The sequence below is a fragment of the Aurantibacter sp. UH7 genome (assembly GCF_056839165.1).
Genome location: NZ_CM166388.1, coordinates 3,954,153 through 3,971,758, shown reverse-complemented (window position 1 = coordinate 3,971,758; position 17,606 = coordinate 3,954,153). Strand labels below are relative to the sequence as shown.

The following is a 17,606-nucleotide window of genomic DNA, read 5'->3' as shown; positions in this document are numbered from 1 at the left end:
CGGCGTATTAAATCTTATCGTATGTAAATTTACTATCCACTAATCTATTAATTCCTAATGGGTTATCATTCTTCAAGGCAGATGGCAGGGCTTCTTGTGGCCAATTTTGAAAAGCTACAGGTCGAACCCAACGTTTTATGGCTGAAGTTCCAACAGAAGTAAATCGACTATCTGTAGTTGCTGGAAAAGGTCCACCATGATGCATTGAAGGACAAACTTCAACACCAGTTGGCACTCCATTAAAAATTATACGCCCTACTCTACTTTGTAGTGCAGTTACAACAGCGCCAAAAGTCGAAATTTCTTCATTACTTCCTAATATGGTGCCAGTTAATTGCCCTTCAAGTTTTTCAATTATTTCAGTCAATTCTGCTGCATTTTCGCAACGTACTACAACTGAAAATGGACCAAATACTTCTTGATGTAGTTTTGTATTCTTTAAAAAGTTTGCACCATTTACAGTTAGAACTCTTTGTTTAGCATAATTAGGAGCAGCGTCGTCACTATACTCAGCAACTATGTTAACACCACCTTGCCCTGAAAGTTCATTTTTACCATTTTCAAAACCCCTATATATATTCGGGTGTAACATGCATATAGGATCTATTGCCTCGATAGAGTCGCCTAAAGTTTTAATAAAACTATCTAAGGATGTGCTTTTTATACCCAAAATTAATCCCGGATTTGTACAAAACTGACCAGCACCTAAAGTGATGGAACCAGCATAACTCTTTGCCCAATCGTCACCCTTCTCTGCCAATGCAGATGGCAAAACTACTACAGGGTTTATACTACCCATTTCAGCAAATACCGGAATTGGTTCGTCACGTTGATTTGCTAGTCGATATAAAGCAGTTCCTCCTTTAATACTTCCTGTAAAGCCAACACCTTTAATTTTTGGGTGTACAACCAATTGTTGACCAACTTCGATTCCGCTACTATTTAAGTTTGAGAAAACACCATTGGGCATTCCTGTTTTTTCAACAGCCGTTAATACTGCAGATGTTACCATTTCTCCTGTTGCAGCATGCATAGGGTGACTTTTTACAATTACTGGGCATCCCGCTGCAAGAGCACTTGCAGTATCCCCTCCAGCTGTAGAAAATGCAAATGGAAAGTTACTAGATCCAAAAACTACTATTGGGCCAATGGGCACAAGCATTTTTCGTAAGTCCACTTTTGGCATTGGTTCCCGATTGGGCTGAGCAGTATCAATTGTAGCATCTACCCATGATCCTTCTTCTAATAAATTGGCAAAAGCATTGAGTTGCCCCATTGTTCTACCTCTTTCTCCTTTTGCACGACCTTCTGGTAAACCTGATTCTTTCATATATGTATTAATCAAAGAATCTCCTAAGGCTTCTATTTCTTGAGCAATTACTCTTAAAAATTCAGCTTTCTTGGTATCAGAAATTGTACTATAAATTTTAAAAGCGCTTGCTGCATCTGCAACGGCATTATCAATTTCTTCAGATGTGGCTTCTGTAAATGTCCACTCGGTTTCTGAGTTTAATTTAGGGTTAAACGTTTTATACGTTTTATCCCCCGCTGCTGATTTTGTAGCTCCAATATAGTTTTTTCCAGTAATCATATGCTTTCTATTCTAAAATTATGCTGTACCAACAGCAATTAAATTTTTATAATCAGGTAGTTGTGGTCTACTTTTTATTCCTTCCGAAATAACTTGTAATACCCGCTTACGTTCTTCTCCTTCTAATGGTAATCTAGGTGCTCTCACATTTTCAGTACCTAAACCGGTTGCAACTTCTGCTAGTTTAATATTTTGAACCAATTGTGGACTAATATCTAATTCTAACAAAGGTAAGAACCAGCGATAGATTTTCGTAGCTTCTTTAATATAACCTGCTTTTGCTAACTCATAAATAGCAACTGTTTCTTTAGGAAATGCACAAACCAAACCTGCTACCCATCCGTCAGCACCTATTAAAAGACTTTCTAATGCCAGTGGATCTACGCCTGTTAGTATTTTTAAGTCATTACCAAATCGATTGCGCAATCTACCTATATTTATAATATCTCGTGTCGATTCTTTGACGGCCTTAATATTTTCCAATGCCATAAGCTCTTCAAACATATCTACCGTTACTTCAATTTTATAATCTATCGGATTATTATAAATCATAATTGGTAAATCTGTACTTTTAGCAATCGCTTTAAAATAAGCGACAGTCTCAGTATCCGTAGACTTGTAACGCATTGGAGGTAATATCATTAAACCGTTTGCGCCATTCATTTTTGCGTCATTTGCAGCCTCAATCGCAACACTAGTCGTTTGCTCTGCAATAGTCATTATAATAGGTATTCTACCCTTAGCTATTTTTACAGTTTCTTTAATTAAGACTATTTTCTCATCTTTTGTTAAGGTACTTGCCTCACCTAAAGAACCTCCTAATACAATTCCGTTTACACCAGCCTCTATTTGCGCTTCAATATTAACAGTGAACATTGCTAAATCTAGCTTATCATCAGCTGTAAACTTAGTAGTTACAGCAGGCATTACACCTTCCCAATTAAATTCCATACTATTTGTGTTTGTTTTAATACAAAAATAATTGTGATACCTGTAATATATTAATTCAATTTTATCTAATATTAATACTATATTACCGCCTGATTAGATTTTACACCACCAAATCATGTAAAATACGCATAATAGGATGTAATGAAAGTACTGGCTTTTGAAATACCAAAATCGGTTAATGACTCTATTTTAATACAAATAGATAAGCAAAAATTTTTCTATAATTACTTACATCAACATGCTCAAATTCAGATAAGTTATATCGTTAGTGGCAATGGAAAACTTTTGGTTGCAGACAGTATTCACAGCTTTAACCCTGGTGATATATTTACAATTGGCAGCCATACCCCACATGTATTTCAGAGTGCCAAAAATAATGATGCATCACATATGATTTCTATTTTTTTTACAAAGGAAGGTCTAGGTAATGCCTTGCTTCAAATACCTGAAATGAAAGAAATGCAACGTTTTTTTAAATTGTCTGAGTCTAGTTTTAAATTACTTTCTAACAATGATAAATCTATAGATTATATTAAAAGGCTACTTGAAAAAAATGGAATAGACAAATTCATTATATTTCTTAAACTTATTAAACAACTTGCTTTTTCTAATATAACGTCGTTAACAAATTTTAGTAAAGCAAAGCAAATTACACAAGAAGAAGGGCAACGCATAGGTGTGGTGTTTGATTATGTTATGAATAATTTTCAGTTTGATATAAAACTATATGAGGTGGCAACACTTATTCATCTTACACCGAATGCTTTTTGTAGATTTTTTAAGCAGCATACAAACAAAACATTTTTTGAATTTTTAATTGAATTAAGAATTGAACACTCTTGCCAGTTGGTAAAAAAACCTGAGAATTATTCGATTGCAGATATAGCTGAAATGTCCGGTTTTTCATCCATTTCAAACTTTAATAGAAAGTTTAAAAAGTTAAAAGGAGTAACTCCAAGCGATTACAGAAATATGACTTAATTTACTATCTTATTCTTAATATAATTCATTGCGCTACTTTAATATTTTAATTGATTCTGATTCGTTATTTTTGTTTGTTTTAAAACAAAAATCTTGAAAATGAAACAAATAATGTTTGTAGCGGTTTGTTTGGCAATGTCCTGTAACTCATCGCAAAAAGCAGCTTCTGATATAAATAAGGAAGTTTCTAATGAAAAGCAATCAATCACTTATGCTGAAACTATAACAGAAGCAGAATTAAAAGAGCATTTATATATTTATGCTTCTGACGAATTTGAAGGTAGAGAAACTGGTGAACCTGGTCAGAAAAAAGCAGTTGAATATATAAAGGCGGAGTATGAGCGTTTAGGTATACCTGCTGCTAAATCGGATGGGGATTATTTTCAAGAAGTACCCCTTGAAATGACAGAACTTCCTACTGGGACTATTACTGTTGAAGGTAAAGAATATAATCTCGGTGATTCATTTTTGACTTTTACCAAAGCAACAGGTGATTTTGATGAAATAGTATATGTAGGCTATGGAATTGAAGAAGATGGCTATTCTGATTATAATGGCCTTGATATAGATGGTAAGATTATTCTAGCCAAATATGGTGAGCCAATGAACACCGATGGCACCTACAAATTGTCTGGTAGTGTTGAACCTTCTGCATGGAGCAATAGGTCTGAAGCAATAGGCAAACGATCCAAAATAGCTGAGGAAAAAGGAGCTAAAGGAATGTTATTTCTTGACGAATTAAATTACCCCCGTTATAGAGGTTATTTTGATTATATGAAGAAAAATGATGGTGGTCAAATGACTATCGCCAAAAATGCCAATGAATTCTTTTATCTAGTTCTAAATAAGACATTAGCACAAACGATTCTTAGTGATATAGACTCTAATTCAGAAGGACATTCAATACCATCAAAAATTAGTTTTAACCTATCGGGGGATAATTTAAAGGTGGCTTCAGAAAATGTAGTCGCCATTCTTAAAGGTTCTGAGAAGCCTAATGAATACGTGGTAATTTCTTCACATTTAGACCATATTGGGGTTAATGCAGATGGAGAAATTAATAATGGCGCTGATGACGATGGTTCAGGAACTGTTGCACTCTTAGAAATAGCTGAGGCATTTAAAGATGCCTCAGAAAATGGCAACGGCCCGAAACGTTCAATTGTTTTTCTACATGTAACTGGTGAAGAAAAGGGATTACTGGGTTCTCAATATTATACCGATTTTGACCCAATATTTCCTTTAGCTAATACCGTAGCAAACTTAAATATAGATATGATTGGTAGAATTGATCCTAAACGAGAAGGTGAACGAAACTATATTTATTTAATCGGTTCTGATAAGTTAAGCACAGAATTACATGAACTTTCAGAAGAGGTTAATAGCAAGTACATGAATATTGAGCTTGATTATACTTATAATGATGAAAATGACCCTAATCGTTTCTACTATAGAAGTGATCATTACAATTTTGCGAAGAATAATATTCCAATTATTTTCTATTTCAATGGTACCCATGACGATTACCACAAACCAGGAGATACACCTGACAAAATAAACTACGATTTACTTCAAAATCGAACTAGATTAATATTTCATACAGCTTGGGATATCGCAAATAGAGCAGATAAACTTATTGTAGATAAGGCTACAGAATAAATATTCAAAAGTCAAATCTTAAAAAAGTGCCCAAACATTTTTGTTTAGGCACTTTTTTTATGATTAAATTAATAACACAAAAAAAGCTTCTTATCTCTAAGAAGCCTTATTCTTGGGTGGAAGATGGGGCTCGAACCCACGACCCTCGGTACCACAAACCGATGCTCTAACCAACTGAGCTACAACCACCATTTATTGCGAGTGCAAATGTAATTTTTTTTAACTGATCTTTCAAATTAAAAAAACTGTTATTTCAACTATTTTTTTACTATCGATATTATCTGTTAATTTCAATATGGATATTTAAAAAATGAAGTATTATCAAAATCATCGATGAACTACCCTTTTTTAACGTTCAAACCCACATATTTTGCCATTTCACAACATAAATTATAATACCAGCAACTGTGAGATTAATTTTACAACTTAAGTAAAGCTTGAAATGTCCCTAATCAAGAGTATTAACCTAATTAGATTAAATCACCTTAAATGCATATTTGCATTTTTTGTGGTGCTACTATTATCTGAAAGTAGTTATGGACAACAATCTTCAATTGATAGCCTAGAGCAAAGACTTAAGGAGTATAAAAACACTGCCAACTTTTCTACGAAAGATTCTGTCTATGTTAACCTATTAAATACCTTAGGAGACGAATTGCGCTATTATAAAACTGATAGTCTGTTTACTTTATCGTTAGAAGCAATGAGAATTAGTCAAGAAACTAATTATAAAGCTGGTGAATGTAGGGCTTTACTTGGCTTAGGCAACTACTATTCAGATAAAGGGAATTCTAAACTTGCAATAGAAAACTTCAAAAAAGGAAGAGATTTAGCAGCTGAATCTTCTGAAAACAAACTAGAATTAAGAATTCAAAACAATCTAGGCTTAGAATATACTTTTGTTGGTGATTATGCTCGAGCATTAGAAATCTTTCTAATAGGGATTGAAAAAGCCAAAGCTCAAAATAGTAATAAAATGCTCTCGATAATGAACGAGAACATTGCTAGTTTATATGTAGCTCAAAAAGATTTTAAACAAGCGCTGGTATTTTATAAAGAGGTCAAAAAGATAAATGCAGAAATTAAGAATGAGATTTTTACGGCCGAAACAACAAGTAATATAGCTTCCCTTTATGCTGAAATGGGTGAACTAGAATATGCAATGTTTAATATAAACAGTAGTATTACTGTTTTTGAACGATTACAAATTACAGATTGGCTTGCTTATGCATATGAAATAAAAGGTAAGACGTACTTGAAACAGAAAAAGTATAAATGGGCATTGCATTGGTATAGACAAAGTGAAATGTTGCATGATAAACTAGAAGACACCAGAGGTGAAATAAGTTTATTAAACGGTATGGCCCAAGCCTATTTTGGAAATCGTCAAGATTCACTTTCTAAAATACATGCCTTAAAAGCATATAAGTATTCTAACGAATTAAATTTTAAAGAAGGAGTTCAAGAATGTGCCGAAACATTATACTTAATTAGCAAAAAAGAAGCTGATTATGCTACCGCGCTGAAATTCCATGAAATCTATCAAACAGTTTCTGACACCCTTTCTAGAAGTGAAAATAAAAAGAGTCTAACCATGTTAAAGACTCAAGTAGATTATGAAAGACAAAAAGAGGAATGGGAATCGGCAAATGAGAAATCCTTGGCTAAGCAAAGAAACTATGTTTATATAGCTGTTTTTATTTTACTTATTTTCTTAACAGTTACTATTTTGATTAAAAGAAGTGAGAAAATTCAAAGAAATCTGAATACCGAATTAAATATAAAACAAAACAACCTTGAAATTCGAGAAAGTGAACTTAGTGAAATTAATGCAACTAAGGATAAACTCTTTTCTATTATTGGTCACGATTTAAGAGGTCCCATTGGAGCTTTTCAAGGTCTATTGGATTTATTTAGAGACGGTGAGATGAATCAAGATGAATTTATGACCTTTATTCCTAAACTGAGAAATGATATTGAAAATATATCGTTTACATTAAATAACCTACTTTCTTGGGGACAAAGTCAAATGAACGGACTTATCACTAAGCCTTCGAAAATAGCTATCGATGCCTTAGTAAATGATAACATACGATTGCTATCTGAAATTGCTCTAAACAAATCTATACAACTAATCAGTCGGGTGCCTAAAAATACTTTAGCTTGGACAGACGGTGATCAAATAGATATAGTTATTCGCAACCTAATAAGCAATGCATTAAAATTCACCCGTGAAGATGGTATCATTACCATTGAGGCTATTGAGAAAAATGATTATTGGGAAATTTCAGTACGGGATACCGGAATTGGAATGGACGAAGAAACAAAGCGCAAAATTTTTGAAGAAAATTCTGCAGTAACTACCTACGGTACAAATGATGAAAAAGGTACCGGACTCGGCCTTTCACTTTGTAAAGAAATGATTGAAAAAAACAATGGTAGTATTTGGGTAGAAAGTATACCTAATAAAGGTTCTTCTTTTTATTTTACTATTACTAAATCTAAAGAGGTATTTAAAAAAGCTAGTTAGATTTTAATATTTCGATATTGCTTTACTAAATCAAATCATCTAAACTGGAAACAGCTACAAAACGTTCTACTGTAAACCCCTCGGCATATTCAACATTGATTAACCTTCCCAAATCTCGTGCGCGATATGTTACACTATCTAAAAAATTCTGACTACTAATTGGTGTTGTCGGCGCATCACTACCAGCATCGAAAAATTGAGAACTATAAGCCTTAATTGCCTTTACTTTAGTATCAATAAAACCAGTTACATCAACAACAAAATCGGGCTCAATATTTTTCCATTGTATATAATGATAAACCGTTTTAGGTCGCCACTTTTCCTGTGACTCCCCACCTTCTTCAGTTTCAATTCTCATCAACCCACTTAAAAAACAAGCATCACTAACCAGTTTACTGCCTTTACCATGATCAATATGACGATCATCAATAGCGTTACATAATACAATATCAGGTCTGTATTTACGAATCATTTTAATTACAGCTAATTGATGTTCTTTGTCATTCACAAAAAAGCCATCGGCAAATTTCAAATTTTCGCGAATAGATAATCCTAATATTTTAGCTGACACTTCTGCTTCTTCATCTCTAATTTCAGCAGATCCTCGTGTTCCTAATTCTCCTCTAGTCAAATCTACAACACCTACCTTTTTACCGTTAGCTATTTCTTTAGCGATGGTTGCTCCAGCACCTAATTCAGCATCATCTGGGTGTGCACCGAAAACTAATATATCTAATTTCATTATTCTATTCTTAGGAAAATTATATAAGCAACAACGCTAATTCTCTGTATAAAGAACTCGCAATGCACACTACTTTTTTATTTGTTTTAGCGCTTGTTCAATGTCTGTAATTAAATCTTCTGATTCTTCAATTCCTACTGAAAAACGAATTAATCCATCTGAAATACCACGATTTTTTCGTTCTTCAGCGCCGAGTAATGCATGAGAGGTTTGTGCAGGAGAAAGTAACGTACTCTCAACCCCAGCTAAGCTCATTGACGGCTTTATTAATTGTAATGATTTTTGAAATAGCTCAGCATCCAATCCTTCATTAAGTTCAAAAGACATCATACCTCCAAAACCACTCATTTGCGATTTTGCTATTTCATGACCAACATGATTTTTTAATCCCGGATAATAGACTGCATTAATCTGTTCATGATTGTCTAGATAATCAGCCATTCGTTGGGCATTCTCATTTTGAGCTCGGACCCGTATCCCCATTGTTTTCATACTACGCTCTAATAACCATACCGTGTAATCACTTAAGCTACCACCTAAGTTTTTAGCAAGATGAAATATTTTTTCAATGTGTTCTTTAGAACAAGCAACTGCACCGGCACACATATCGGAGTGACCTCCCATATACTTGGTAGCGCTATGAATTATTAAGTCTATTCCAAAATTAGCTGGAATTTGATTTATCGGACTAGCGAATGTATTATCAATCATAGAAATAAGATTATATTTTTTCGCTAATGCGGCAATCATTTTTAAATCTGTAATTTTTAGTAAGGGATTCGATGGTGTTTCTACATAAATAACCTTTGTATTAGGTTTTATAACTTTCTCAAAATCGGCTTGGTTCACCCCTTTTGAAAATGAATATTCTATTCCGAATTTATTAAATTGTTCCACTACCAAATTATAAGTGCCACCATAGATATCACCTTGTAAAACAATATGGTCGCCAACTTTAAGAAATGCCAAAACAGCCGTGCTTATTGCTGCCATACCGCTTCCGAAAATCAATGCAGATTCGCATTGTTCTAAAGCTGCAATTTTTATTGCCAAACCCTCTTGATTGGGAGTGTTAAAATACCTTGGATATCTTTTAACATCAACGTCTTGAAAAGCATATGAAGAACTCATGTATAATGGAGATACTGCTCCCTTAAATTGTTTGTCTTCAACTTCTCCAACGTGCGTGCAAATGGTATTTATTCCTTTTGTATTCTTATCCATATCCAAAAACTTATAAAAAGTTAAAGTTACAAACTTTACGTAAAAGAGCTTTACGTTGCTTATTCTCAATTTAAAGTATAATAACTCATTATTATAGGTCGTTTTAATAAAAAGAATTAATTACTTATGAAGTATTTCAATTTAATAATTGTACTTGTATTTTTCTTTATTATATCTTGTTCTAATGATAATGGGACTGCTAATACTATCCAAGAAGGAGAGGAAATAGAATCAATTGATAAAAGCGTAAACCAGAAAAATGTTGGTGATTCAGCTAATGATTTACTTGCAGCTCAAAATTTTAAAAGTCTTGTAGTTGAACTTTTTTATGTAGATGGATTTAAACCGACTGATGATACTATCTTAAATTTTGAAACTTTTTTGTCGAATAGACTAAACAAACCAGAAGGTATACAATTTGAATTAAAACCAATTTCTATTCCAGGGCAACAAGTGTATACAATTTCAGATATTAAAGCATTAGAAGACGAAATAAGAACGAAGTATAATAATGGTAGCGAACTGACTGTTTTTGGACTTTTCTTAGATGGAGAATATTCTGAAAATACGGAAAATGGTTCCGTTCTAGGTGTAGCCTATAGAAATACTTCTTTTATAATTTTCGAGGAAACAATAAAAAGTTTTAGTGGACAACCGCTATCACCTAGTGCGACAGTACTTGAAAGCACTGTTTTAAACCATGAATTTGGTCATATAATGGGAATGGTAAATGCAGGTACGGATATGCAAGCCGACCATCAAGATGTTGAACATGGAAGACATTGCACCAATGAAGATTGTTTAATGTTTTGGACAGCAGAGACTGGAGAGGGATTAGTAAATATGATTAGCGGGGGAACTATACCTAACTTCGACAGCTTATGTTTGGCAGATTTACGTGCTAATGGAGGTAAATAAACTTATTTATTGAAATGAACACGATAACGCCAATAACTTATTGCACCTAAAGTTACTACAGCAAGAACCATATATTTCACATAATCAGGAGTTATTGCAGCACCTCCACTTTGCCCATAACTATGCAAACCAACTAAATAATAATTGACACCAAAATACGTCATCATTATTGTACCAATTGCAGCTAAACTCATAAAATTAAATATCCATTTACCTCTAAGTCCTGGTACAATGCGCATATGAACTATAAAAGCATATATCATAATTGAAATAAGTGCCCATGTTTCTTTTGGATCCCATCCCCAATAACGACCCCAACTCTCATTGGCCCATTGCCCTCCTAAAAAGTTTCCAATGGTTAACATTATTAACCCTACTGTAAGTGATAATTCATTTACAATCGTTAGCTCTTTAATATTAATTTCCATTCGTTTTTTATTCTTCTTTGTGGTTAGTATCATTAGAAGGAGACAAACCATTCCTATTATTCCTGCTACTATAAGTGGCCCATAACTCCCAACTATTACGGCAACGTGTATCATTAACCAATAACTATCCAAAACAGGCACAAGATTTCCAATAGCAGGATCCACCCAGTTCCAACTTGCGATCATAAGTAATAGACAAGTTACAAATGCTCCTGCCGCCATGGTCAGATTGCTTTTTCGAGTAAACAAAAGACTTATACCCATTGTTGCCCAGGCCACGTATATAATACTCTCGTAGGCATTACTCCATGGTGCGTGACCGGATATATACCATCTTAGAATTAAGCCTGCAGTATGCCACATAAACAAAATAAATATGGTGCCTTTTAAAGCATATACGGCCATACGCCATATGGAACGATCTTTAAAAATCTGTAAAATCAATATCACAAATAGTAGGAATGAGAATATGCCGTAAAACCGATATAAATGTTTGAATATGTTCAGTTTATTATAAATAATTTCCGTTTTTACCTTTTGCTCGGTGGGAAGAACTTCGCCACCATGATTCTTTTGGTTTTGATGAAAAGCAGCTAACAACTTATCTGCTTGCGAATAATCACCAGACTCCTTTGCTTGCTGCAAAGTCATTAAATAATAGGGCAACGAATTTTTAATGAAATTTCCATATAATGAATCGTTAACCTGAAACTGCCCTGTATTAAATTCCACAGCAGAAATCCATTTATTATTTTCATCGTTTAATAAAGGGAAAATCTTAATTATTTGCCCTCCCAAAGCTTGATCTAAAAGACTAACACGTGTATGTGCTTGTTTTACGTCTTTTTCAAAAGCATCTGGGTTATTGGTTGAAGTTGCTTCTCGAAGTACAGGCTCCAATTTGTAATTTCCTTTATCATCAAAAAAGTCTAGTGCTTTTACATATTTTTGACGTTCAGCAACTCCAAGTATATGGCGAATACTGTCATTCTCATACGGATACTTGTCTAAAATGATAAATTCTGTATTATACCAAAGTGGCGGATTCATCATCATTGATAAAAACACTTGGTCAGCATTCATATCATTAAACTTATCACCATGACTTAACTTACGCAGTAATTCTGATGAAAAAGTGTTGATAGGCTTCATTCTACCGCCTTCATCTTGTATAATTAATGCTCCAAACTTCTCTGCATGTTCAGCCGGAACAATATTCGCTTTTAGAACCGAATCTATTTGTTGCTGCGTTGGTGCTGTAATTGATGTGTTGGAATGATCATGACCATCGTCAGCAGTATGCTCTTGTGCCGAAACATTCAATGCAAAGGCAAAAATTAAGATTCCAGTCATTTTGGCTTTCTTTGACTGTAATTTTTCTAATGATTTACCAAGGTCCTTAAATCGGGTTTTACCAAAAAACATAATACCCATTAACCCTATGTATAACAGAAAATAACCGGCATAGGTTATTCCTGTCCCCCATTGGTCATGGTTTACAGATAAAATTGTCCCCTTTTCATCAGGATCAAAACCAGATTGAAAAAACCGATAACCTTTATGATCCAATATATTATTCATGAAAATATCATAATCAAAAGCACGGTCATCTTCAACGGTAACCTTGCTCATAAAAGAAGCATATCCGGATTCTGTACCTGGATATTTCTCCGCAATAAAATCATTTAATTTAATCTGAAAGGGCAACTCGTAAACTTTAGAACCATAACCCAAATTAAAATCTAAACCACCTACAGTAAACTTGTCTGAAAAGTTTGAAGTGCCAGCAGTGCCTAATAATTTCTGTTGCGTTTTTTCCTCCCCTACCGCTACTTCAACCACAAGGGCATCTAAATCCATTGGAGTTATTTCCTTTTCTGGTATTTCAATTATTCCTTCAACACCTTTTACTACAGGTTCTGGAATTACAAACTGCATACCTGCCATAGCATAAAGCGAACGTAATTGTAGTTGTTGCAGACTGTCTTTTAGAACAGCACCCTGATGTTGATCTGCCATACGCATAAAATTACCCTCAAATGGCGATTGTATGGTATAAAGACTATCCGACGATGCGATATTTATTGCGCCATCTGTGTGTTTGTTTAATGAAAAAAGAACACCATGAATACTTGCAACTTGTCCACTTTCTAAATAATGATCATGTCTGTTACCGTCTCCAGCTTCTACTATTTTTAAAAATGACTTTCCGTTTTCATCTGGTATTAATCCTTTTTTAGCTCCTTTAATAAAACCTACATACGAAATAGTAAAATCTTTTCCATTAAAATCTGATTTCCAGGGAAGACTAGATTTTAATCCTTCTGGTGTAACAATCAAATCATCTTGTAAAGTCTTTTGTACTTCGCCATTAGCACTACTAACATATGCAGTTAAATATGTTTTATCAGAATAAAACACTTTTTCAGAACTACCTTCTCTAATTGGCATACGCCCCTCATAACTAATATATCTTGTTACAAACGCACCAGCAATAATTAATACCCAAGAAATATGCAATAATAAAACTGGCCACTTTTTCCAACGTAAAAGATTGTAGCGTTTAATGTTGCCAATAAAATTTACCATAAACACACCCATTATAGCCTCAAACCACCAGGTGTTATAAATCCATATTCTAGCAGTAGATGTGCTATACTTACTTTCTATAAAGGTTCCAAATGCCATTGCTGTGGCAAAAACTATAAAAAGAACTGCTGTTAATCTAGTTGAGAAAAGTAAATTCTTGAGCTTAGAAATCATCTATTTGCATGCTTTGTATTAGCCTCGGCAAAAATAGGTGGTTTTTATGAATTTTTAAGGCGTGTTACTGCCAAAATCTCGCTAATTTTCTCGAGAAGAAAAAATGTTTAAATGTATGTGAGTAGACATTTTTCTAGCCCTGTTTTTTAGTATAAAAGCATTATCTCCTTCAAATAGTTCATCTATAGTCTGAATCCATAAATTAAGCCAACGCCCAAAATGGTGCTCATCTATCTCATTTTTAGCAAAGTCATCTACTTTTTTATGAACAGAAATGGGATCACCTTTGTACGTTCCCCGTTCAATAAACAGCTGATTGCACCAAAAGGTTGTTAAATGTTCTAAATGATGTTCCCAATCATGGATTACCCCGTTGAAAATTGGACCAATTAAATCATCTTTACGGACATCAGCATAGAAAGTGTTGACCAATAGAAAAACATCTGATCTTGTGGTAACGTCTTCTTTTTTCATAATGTTTCGTTATCTCGTTAAAAGTAGAGTAATTATTACATCACAGTAATGAACATCAAGTTTAAATATCACCCTTATAACCATTTATCAAACCAGTTAAATGCATCTAATTGCATTTGTTTATCAAATTTATGTGGTCCATCATAAAAAATAGCTTTGTATTTATCAGAGGCACCCATCTTTTTATAAACATCTGCAAGAATTGAATCTGCTTTATGCATTTCGGGCAGTGTATATAAACTGTCTTGATTATTATTTAATACCAAGGTGGGCAATGGCGCTCTTAATCCAATTAGCTCTGGAAATTCTATGTACTTTGACAATATTGGAGCATATAGCATCCACGTATGGGTAAAAGCTTTATGAAGTAAAAAATCTTGCCATGTAGACATAAAACCAACACTAACGGCACATTTTATTCTATGATCCAGTCCTGCTAAATAATTTGTTCGTAAACCCCCACCAGATAATCCGGCACAGCCCATTTTATACTCATCTACGTCTTCTCTTTCTGCCAAAATATTTAAAGCAATCTGATCCTCAGCAAAAGTTACCCCAGGCCATGTTGTACCGGCGCAAAATAGGGATTTAGATAAAACATGTTCATGATTAGATGCCCATGCATTATAAACTTCAATATTTTTTTCTTCTTCTGAATTTTTATCAGAAAGTCCTTCTGTAGCCGCTCCACCCCATAATATACCGTCTACATCATCTAAAAGAACTCGTCTACTTCCAAATGTGAAAACATCATGAACCATAACCACATACCCACGTTTAGCTATTTCATTAGCCCAGGCATAGTCTTCATAATATTGTTTTTGATGCTCTGTCATAAGTGGGTGCCCATCATCGGAAATCTTAGTTATTTTTCGCTTTCCAAAATATTTATTTCCACCATGATCATGCAATCCTAATATAGCTGGCAACTTACCTTTAACACCCACTGGCTTTAATACTATAGCTTCAGTTCTTTGTGTACCGCTTGAAAGTTGCCAAGAGAGTTCTTCAACTTCTAACCCGTCGTAAATGTATTTTTTATCAACAGTCACCTCTGTAGTAACTGTCAATTCTGGTGCAGCAACTAATTCTTCAATTTTCTGTAAAGCAATTTCTCGCCATGAATCAATAGATTTGAATGTGTTTTTCCTAAACGATAGTTCAGGAACTTTTTTTACCAAACTCGCCGCCCAATCACCATAGCCGCCAATAATGCTTTTGTTTTTTATCATGTTCATTGTTGTGCTATTTGATACTAGTTCATTTTTAATTGGGTTCATGTCCCCTACTCTGGTAATAAATGGAAATGCTGCACAAGCAAAAGCTGATTTTTTAATAAAATCTCTTCGCGATTTTATTCCCTCACTTTTCATCTTGCCCATAAAAATTTCTTTAAAATTATTCCTTTAAAAATAGAAAAAGATATTGAAAGAAATTTGTTCTACTGATACTAAGTTGTTAGGCATAAAAATATACCTAATTTTGCGCTATGATTAAAGTTGCAATAATTGGCAGTGGTAATGTCTCTTATCATTTATCTAAAGCTTTTGAATCCAATAAAAAGGTTGAAATTAGCGCATTTAATGGGCGAGGCGAGTTATCCAAAAAGATTAAAAATATCGATATTTGCATTATTGCTGTAAGCGATTCTGCGATTATTGAGGTCGCCAAAAAATTACTATCCATAGACGTTTTAGTAGCTCACACCTCTGGTAGTGTTTCTATTGATGACCTTCCTAACAAACGAAAAGGAGTTTTTTATCCACTACAGACGTTCTCCAAAGCAAAGGAAATTGATTTCGATGGTGTTCCACTTTGTATTGAAGCTCAAACTGATGAAGATTTTAATATTTTAAAAAAGTTAGCAACTTATATTTCAAACACTGTAACGAATGTCTCATCTGTGCAGCGAAGAGCACTGCATGTAGCCGCGGTTTTTGCTAATAACTTTACCAACCACTTGTTTTATATTGCGGAAGATATCTGTAAAAAGAATGATTTGTCTTTTGAGTTAATAAAACCTTTGATTCTTGAGACAGCTGACAAGATAAAAACTGTAACTCCTTTTGAGGCGCAAACAGGACCCGCAAAACGCAATGATGTGACGACAATACAAGAGCATGAAAAGTTGCTGGAAAACTATGGTCATAAACAATTATATAAACAATTAACACAATCAATATTAAACACCTATGGACAAAAGTTATAAAGCCGTTTTAAATGATATTACCACATTTGTTTTTGATGTGGATGGTGTACTTACAGATGGCACAGTTTTTATTACAAATGAAGGCAAACTATTACGTTCTATGAATGTAAAAGATGGCTACGCTTTAAAAACTGCAGTAAGAAAAGGATATAATGTTTGTATTATTACTGGTGGAAATAATGATGGCGTTAAAATTCGTTTACAAGGTTTAGGTATTCGTGAATTTTATATGAATGCGCACCTAAAAGCTGAACATTTAACAGCGTATTTAGCCAAACATAATATCAACCCTAAAAACGTACTTTTTATGGGTGATGATATTCCCGATATTCCTGCCATGCAAATGATTGCTTTACCGTGTTGTCCTCAAAACGCGGTACCTCAGATAAAAGAAATTTCGGCATATGTTTCACATAAAAACGGTGGACAAGGTTGCGCTAGAGATATTATCGAGCAGGTGCTAAAAGTACGTGGTGATTGGGAAGGTAATTTCAGTGCAAAAAATGACTAATTAATGCTAAGAGAAAAACTCAGTAATTACGAAATTATTTTAGCCTCCGGTTCACCCAGACGACAAGAATATTTCAATCAACTAGGTGTTGATTTTAAAATTAAATTGAAAGAAGTTGAAGAGATTTATCCTCCGAATTTAGTCTCACACGAAATCACTAATTACTTATCAGAGCTTAAAGGCAAAGCCTTTTTATCTAACATTACAGAAAATCAAATTGTAGTAACATCAGACACGATCGTTTGGCATAATAATTCTGCACTGGGCAAGCCAAAGAATAAACAAGATGCCTATGTAATGTTGCAATCAATGTCCGACCAATGGCATGAAGTAATCACTTCGGTTTGTTTTAATTTTAAAGATAAACAAGTAACTAACTCATGTACAACTAAAGTTAAGTTTAAAAAGCTGACAAATAGTGAGATAGATTATTATTTAGAACATTTTAAACCATATGACAAGGCCGGTGCATACGGCATACAAGAATGGATTGGACTTATAGCAATTGAGGCAATTGAAGGTTCTTATGCTAATGTTGTTGGCCTACCAACTCACTTGGTTTACAAAATGTTTACTGAATTAATTGAATAATTGATTTTTAAGTAACTTTATAAAAAGAAGAATC

General features: G+C 33.9%; 14 protein-coding genes and 1 tRNA gene. 7 read left to right on the top strand and 8 right to left on the bottom strand.

Annotation, left to right across the window (positions count from 1 at the left end; translation table 11 throughout):
• Positions 1 to 7: 7 nt before the first annotated feature.
• Complete coding sequence (locus UH7x_RS16760; protein ID WP_482361070.1) at positions 8 to 1,591, bottom strand: aldehyde dehydrogenase (NADP(+)); 1,584 nt, start codon at positions 1,589 to 1,591, stop codon at positions 8 to 10.
• 18 nt (positions 1,592 to 1,609) lie between these two features.
• Positions 1,610 to 2,542 (bottom strand): dihydrodipicolinate synthase family protein, encoded by a 933-nt coding sequence (locus UH7x_RS16755; protein WP_482361069.1) that lies wholly within the window; start codon positions 2,540 to 2,542, stop codon positions 1,610 to 1,612.
• Positions 2,543 to 2,683: 141 nt separating this feature from the next.
• On the opposite strand from UH7x_RS16755, the gene UH7x_RS16750 reads away from it, so the two are divergent.
• Complete coding sequence (locus UH7x_RS16750) at positions 2,684 to 3,523, top strand: AraC family transcriptional regulator (RefSeq protein ID WP_482361068.1); 840 nt, start codon at positions 2,684 to 2,686, stop codon at positions 3,521 to 3,523.
• A 99-nt stretch (positions 3,524 to 3,622) separates the two neighbouring features.
• Positions 3,623 to 5,182, top strand: a complete 1,560-nt coding sequence (locus UH7x_RS16745) for a M28 family peptidase (RefSeq protein WP_482361067.1) — start codon at positions 3,623 to 3,625, stop codon at positions 5,180 to 5,182.
• 114 nt (positions 5,183 to 5,296) lie between these two features.
• Here UH7x_RS16745 and UH7x_RS16740 read toward each other — a convergent pair.
• A tRNA-His gene (locus UH7x_RS16740) sits at positions 5,297 to 5,372 on the bottom strand.
• Between the two features lie 318 nt (positions 5,373 to 5,690).
• Between UH7x_RS16740 and UH7x_RS16735 the strand changes: the two genes are divergently transcribed.
• Complete coding sequence (locus UH7x_RS16735) at positions 5,691 to 7,712, top strand: tetratricopeptide repeat-containing sensor histidine kinase (RefSeq protein WP_482361066.1); 2,022 nt, start codon at positions 5,691 to 5,693, stop codon at positions 7,710 to 7,712.
• 25 nt (positions 7,713 to 7,737) lie between these two features.
• Here the strand turns inward: UH7x_RS16735 and bshB1 are convergent, their stop codons facing one another.
• Positions 7,738 to 8,454, bottom strand: a complete 717-nt coding sequence (bshB1, locus tag UH7x_RS16730) for a bacillithiol biosynthesis deacetylase BshB1 (RefSeq protein WP_482361065.1) — start codon at positions 8,452 to 8,454, stop codon at positions 7,738 to 7,740.
• A 69-nt stretch (positions 8,455 to 8,523) separates the two neighbouring features.
• Positions 8,524 to 9,678, bottom strand: coding sequence for a trans-sulfuration enzyme family protein (locus tag UH7x_RS16725; RefSeq protein ID WP_482361064.1), 1,155 nt, complete (start codon positions 9,676 to 9,678; stop codon positions 8,524 to 8,526).
• Between the two features lie 126 nt (positions 9,679 to 9,804).
• On the opposite strand from UH7x_RS16725, the gene UH7x_RS16720 reads away from it, so the two are divergent.
• Complete coding sequence (locus tag UH7x_RS16720) at positions 9,805 to 10,596, top strand: membrane metalloprotease (RefSeq protein WP_482361063.1); 792 nt, start codon at positions 9,805 to 9,807, stop codon at positions 10,594 to 10,596.
• A gap of 2 nt (positions 10,597 to 10,598) precedes the next feature.
• Here UH7x_RS16720 and UH7x_RS16715 read toward each other — a convergent pair whose 3' ends face one another.
• The 3 genes from UH7x_RS16715 to UH7x_RS16705 form a co-directional block, all read right to left on the bottom strand.
• The gene (locus UH7x_RS16715; protein WP_482361062.1) at positions 10,599 to 13,787 is read right to left on the bottom strand and encodes a cytochrome c biogenesis protein; all 3,189 of its coding nucleotides are present in this window, start codon (positions 13,785 to 13,787) and stop codon (positions 10,599 to 10,601) included.
• An 81-nt stretch (positions 13,788 to 13,868) separates the two neighbouring features.
• Positions 13,869 to 14,261 (bottom strand): group III truncated hemoglobin, encoded by a 393-nt coding sequence (locus UH7x_RS16710; protein WP_482361061.1) that lies wholly within the window; start codon positions 14,259 to 14,261, stop codon positions 13,869 to 13,871.
• 74 nt (positions 14,262 to 14,335) lie between these two features.
• Entirely contained in the window at positions 14,336 to 15,643 is a 1,308-nt protein-coding gene (locus UH7x_RS16705) for an alpha/beta hydrolase family protein (RefSeq protein WP_482361060.1), read from the bottom strand.
• Positions 15,644 to 15,750: 107 nt separating this feature from the next.
• Between UH7x_RS16705 and UH7x_RS16700 the strand changes: the two genes are divergently transcribed.
• The 3 genes from UH7x_RS16700 to UH7x_RS16690 are packed head-to-tail and all read left to right on the top strand — an operon-like array spanning position 15,751 to position 17,572.
• Positions 15,751 to 16,470, top strand: coding sequence for a Rossmann-like and DUF2520 domain-containing protein (locus UH7x_RS16700; RefSeq protein WP_482361059.1), 720 nt, complete (start codon positions 15,751 to 15,753; stop codon positions 16,468 to 16,470).
• Positions 16,454 to 16,981, top strand: coding sequence for a KdsC family phosphatase (locus UH7x_RS16695; protein WP_482361058.1), 528 nt, complete (start codon positions 16,454 to 16,456; stop codon positions 16,979 to 16,981). The genes UH7x_RS16700 and UH7x_RS16695 overlap by 17 nt, the downstream gene beginning before the upstream one ends.
• A 3-nt stretch (positions 16,982 to 16,984) precedes the next feature.
• Positions 16,985 to 17,572, top strand: coding sequence for a Maf family nucleotide pyrophosphatase (locus UH7x_RS16690; RefSeq protein ID WP_482361057.1), 588 nt, complete (start codon positions 16,985 to 16,987; stop codon positions 17,570 to 17,572).
• Positions 17,573 to 17,606 lie beyond the last annotated feature (34 nt).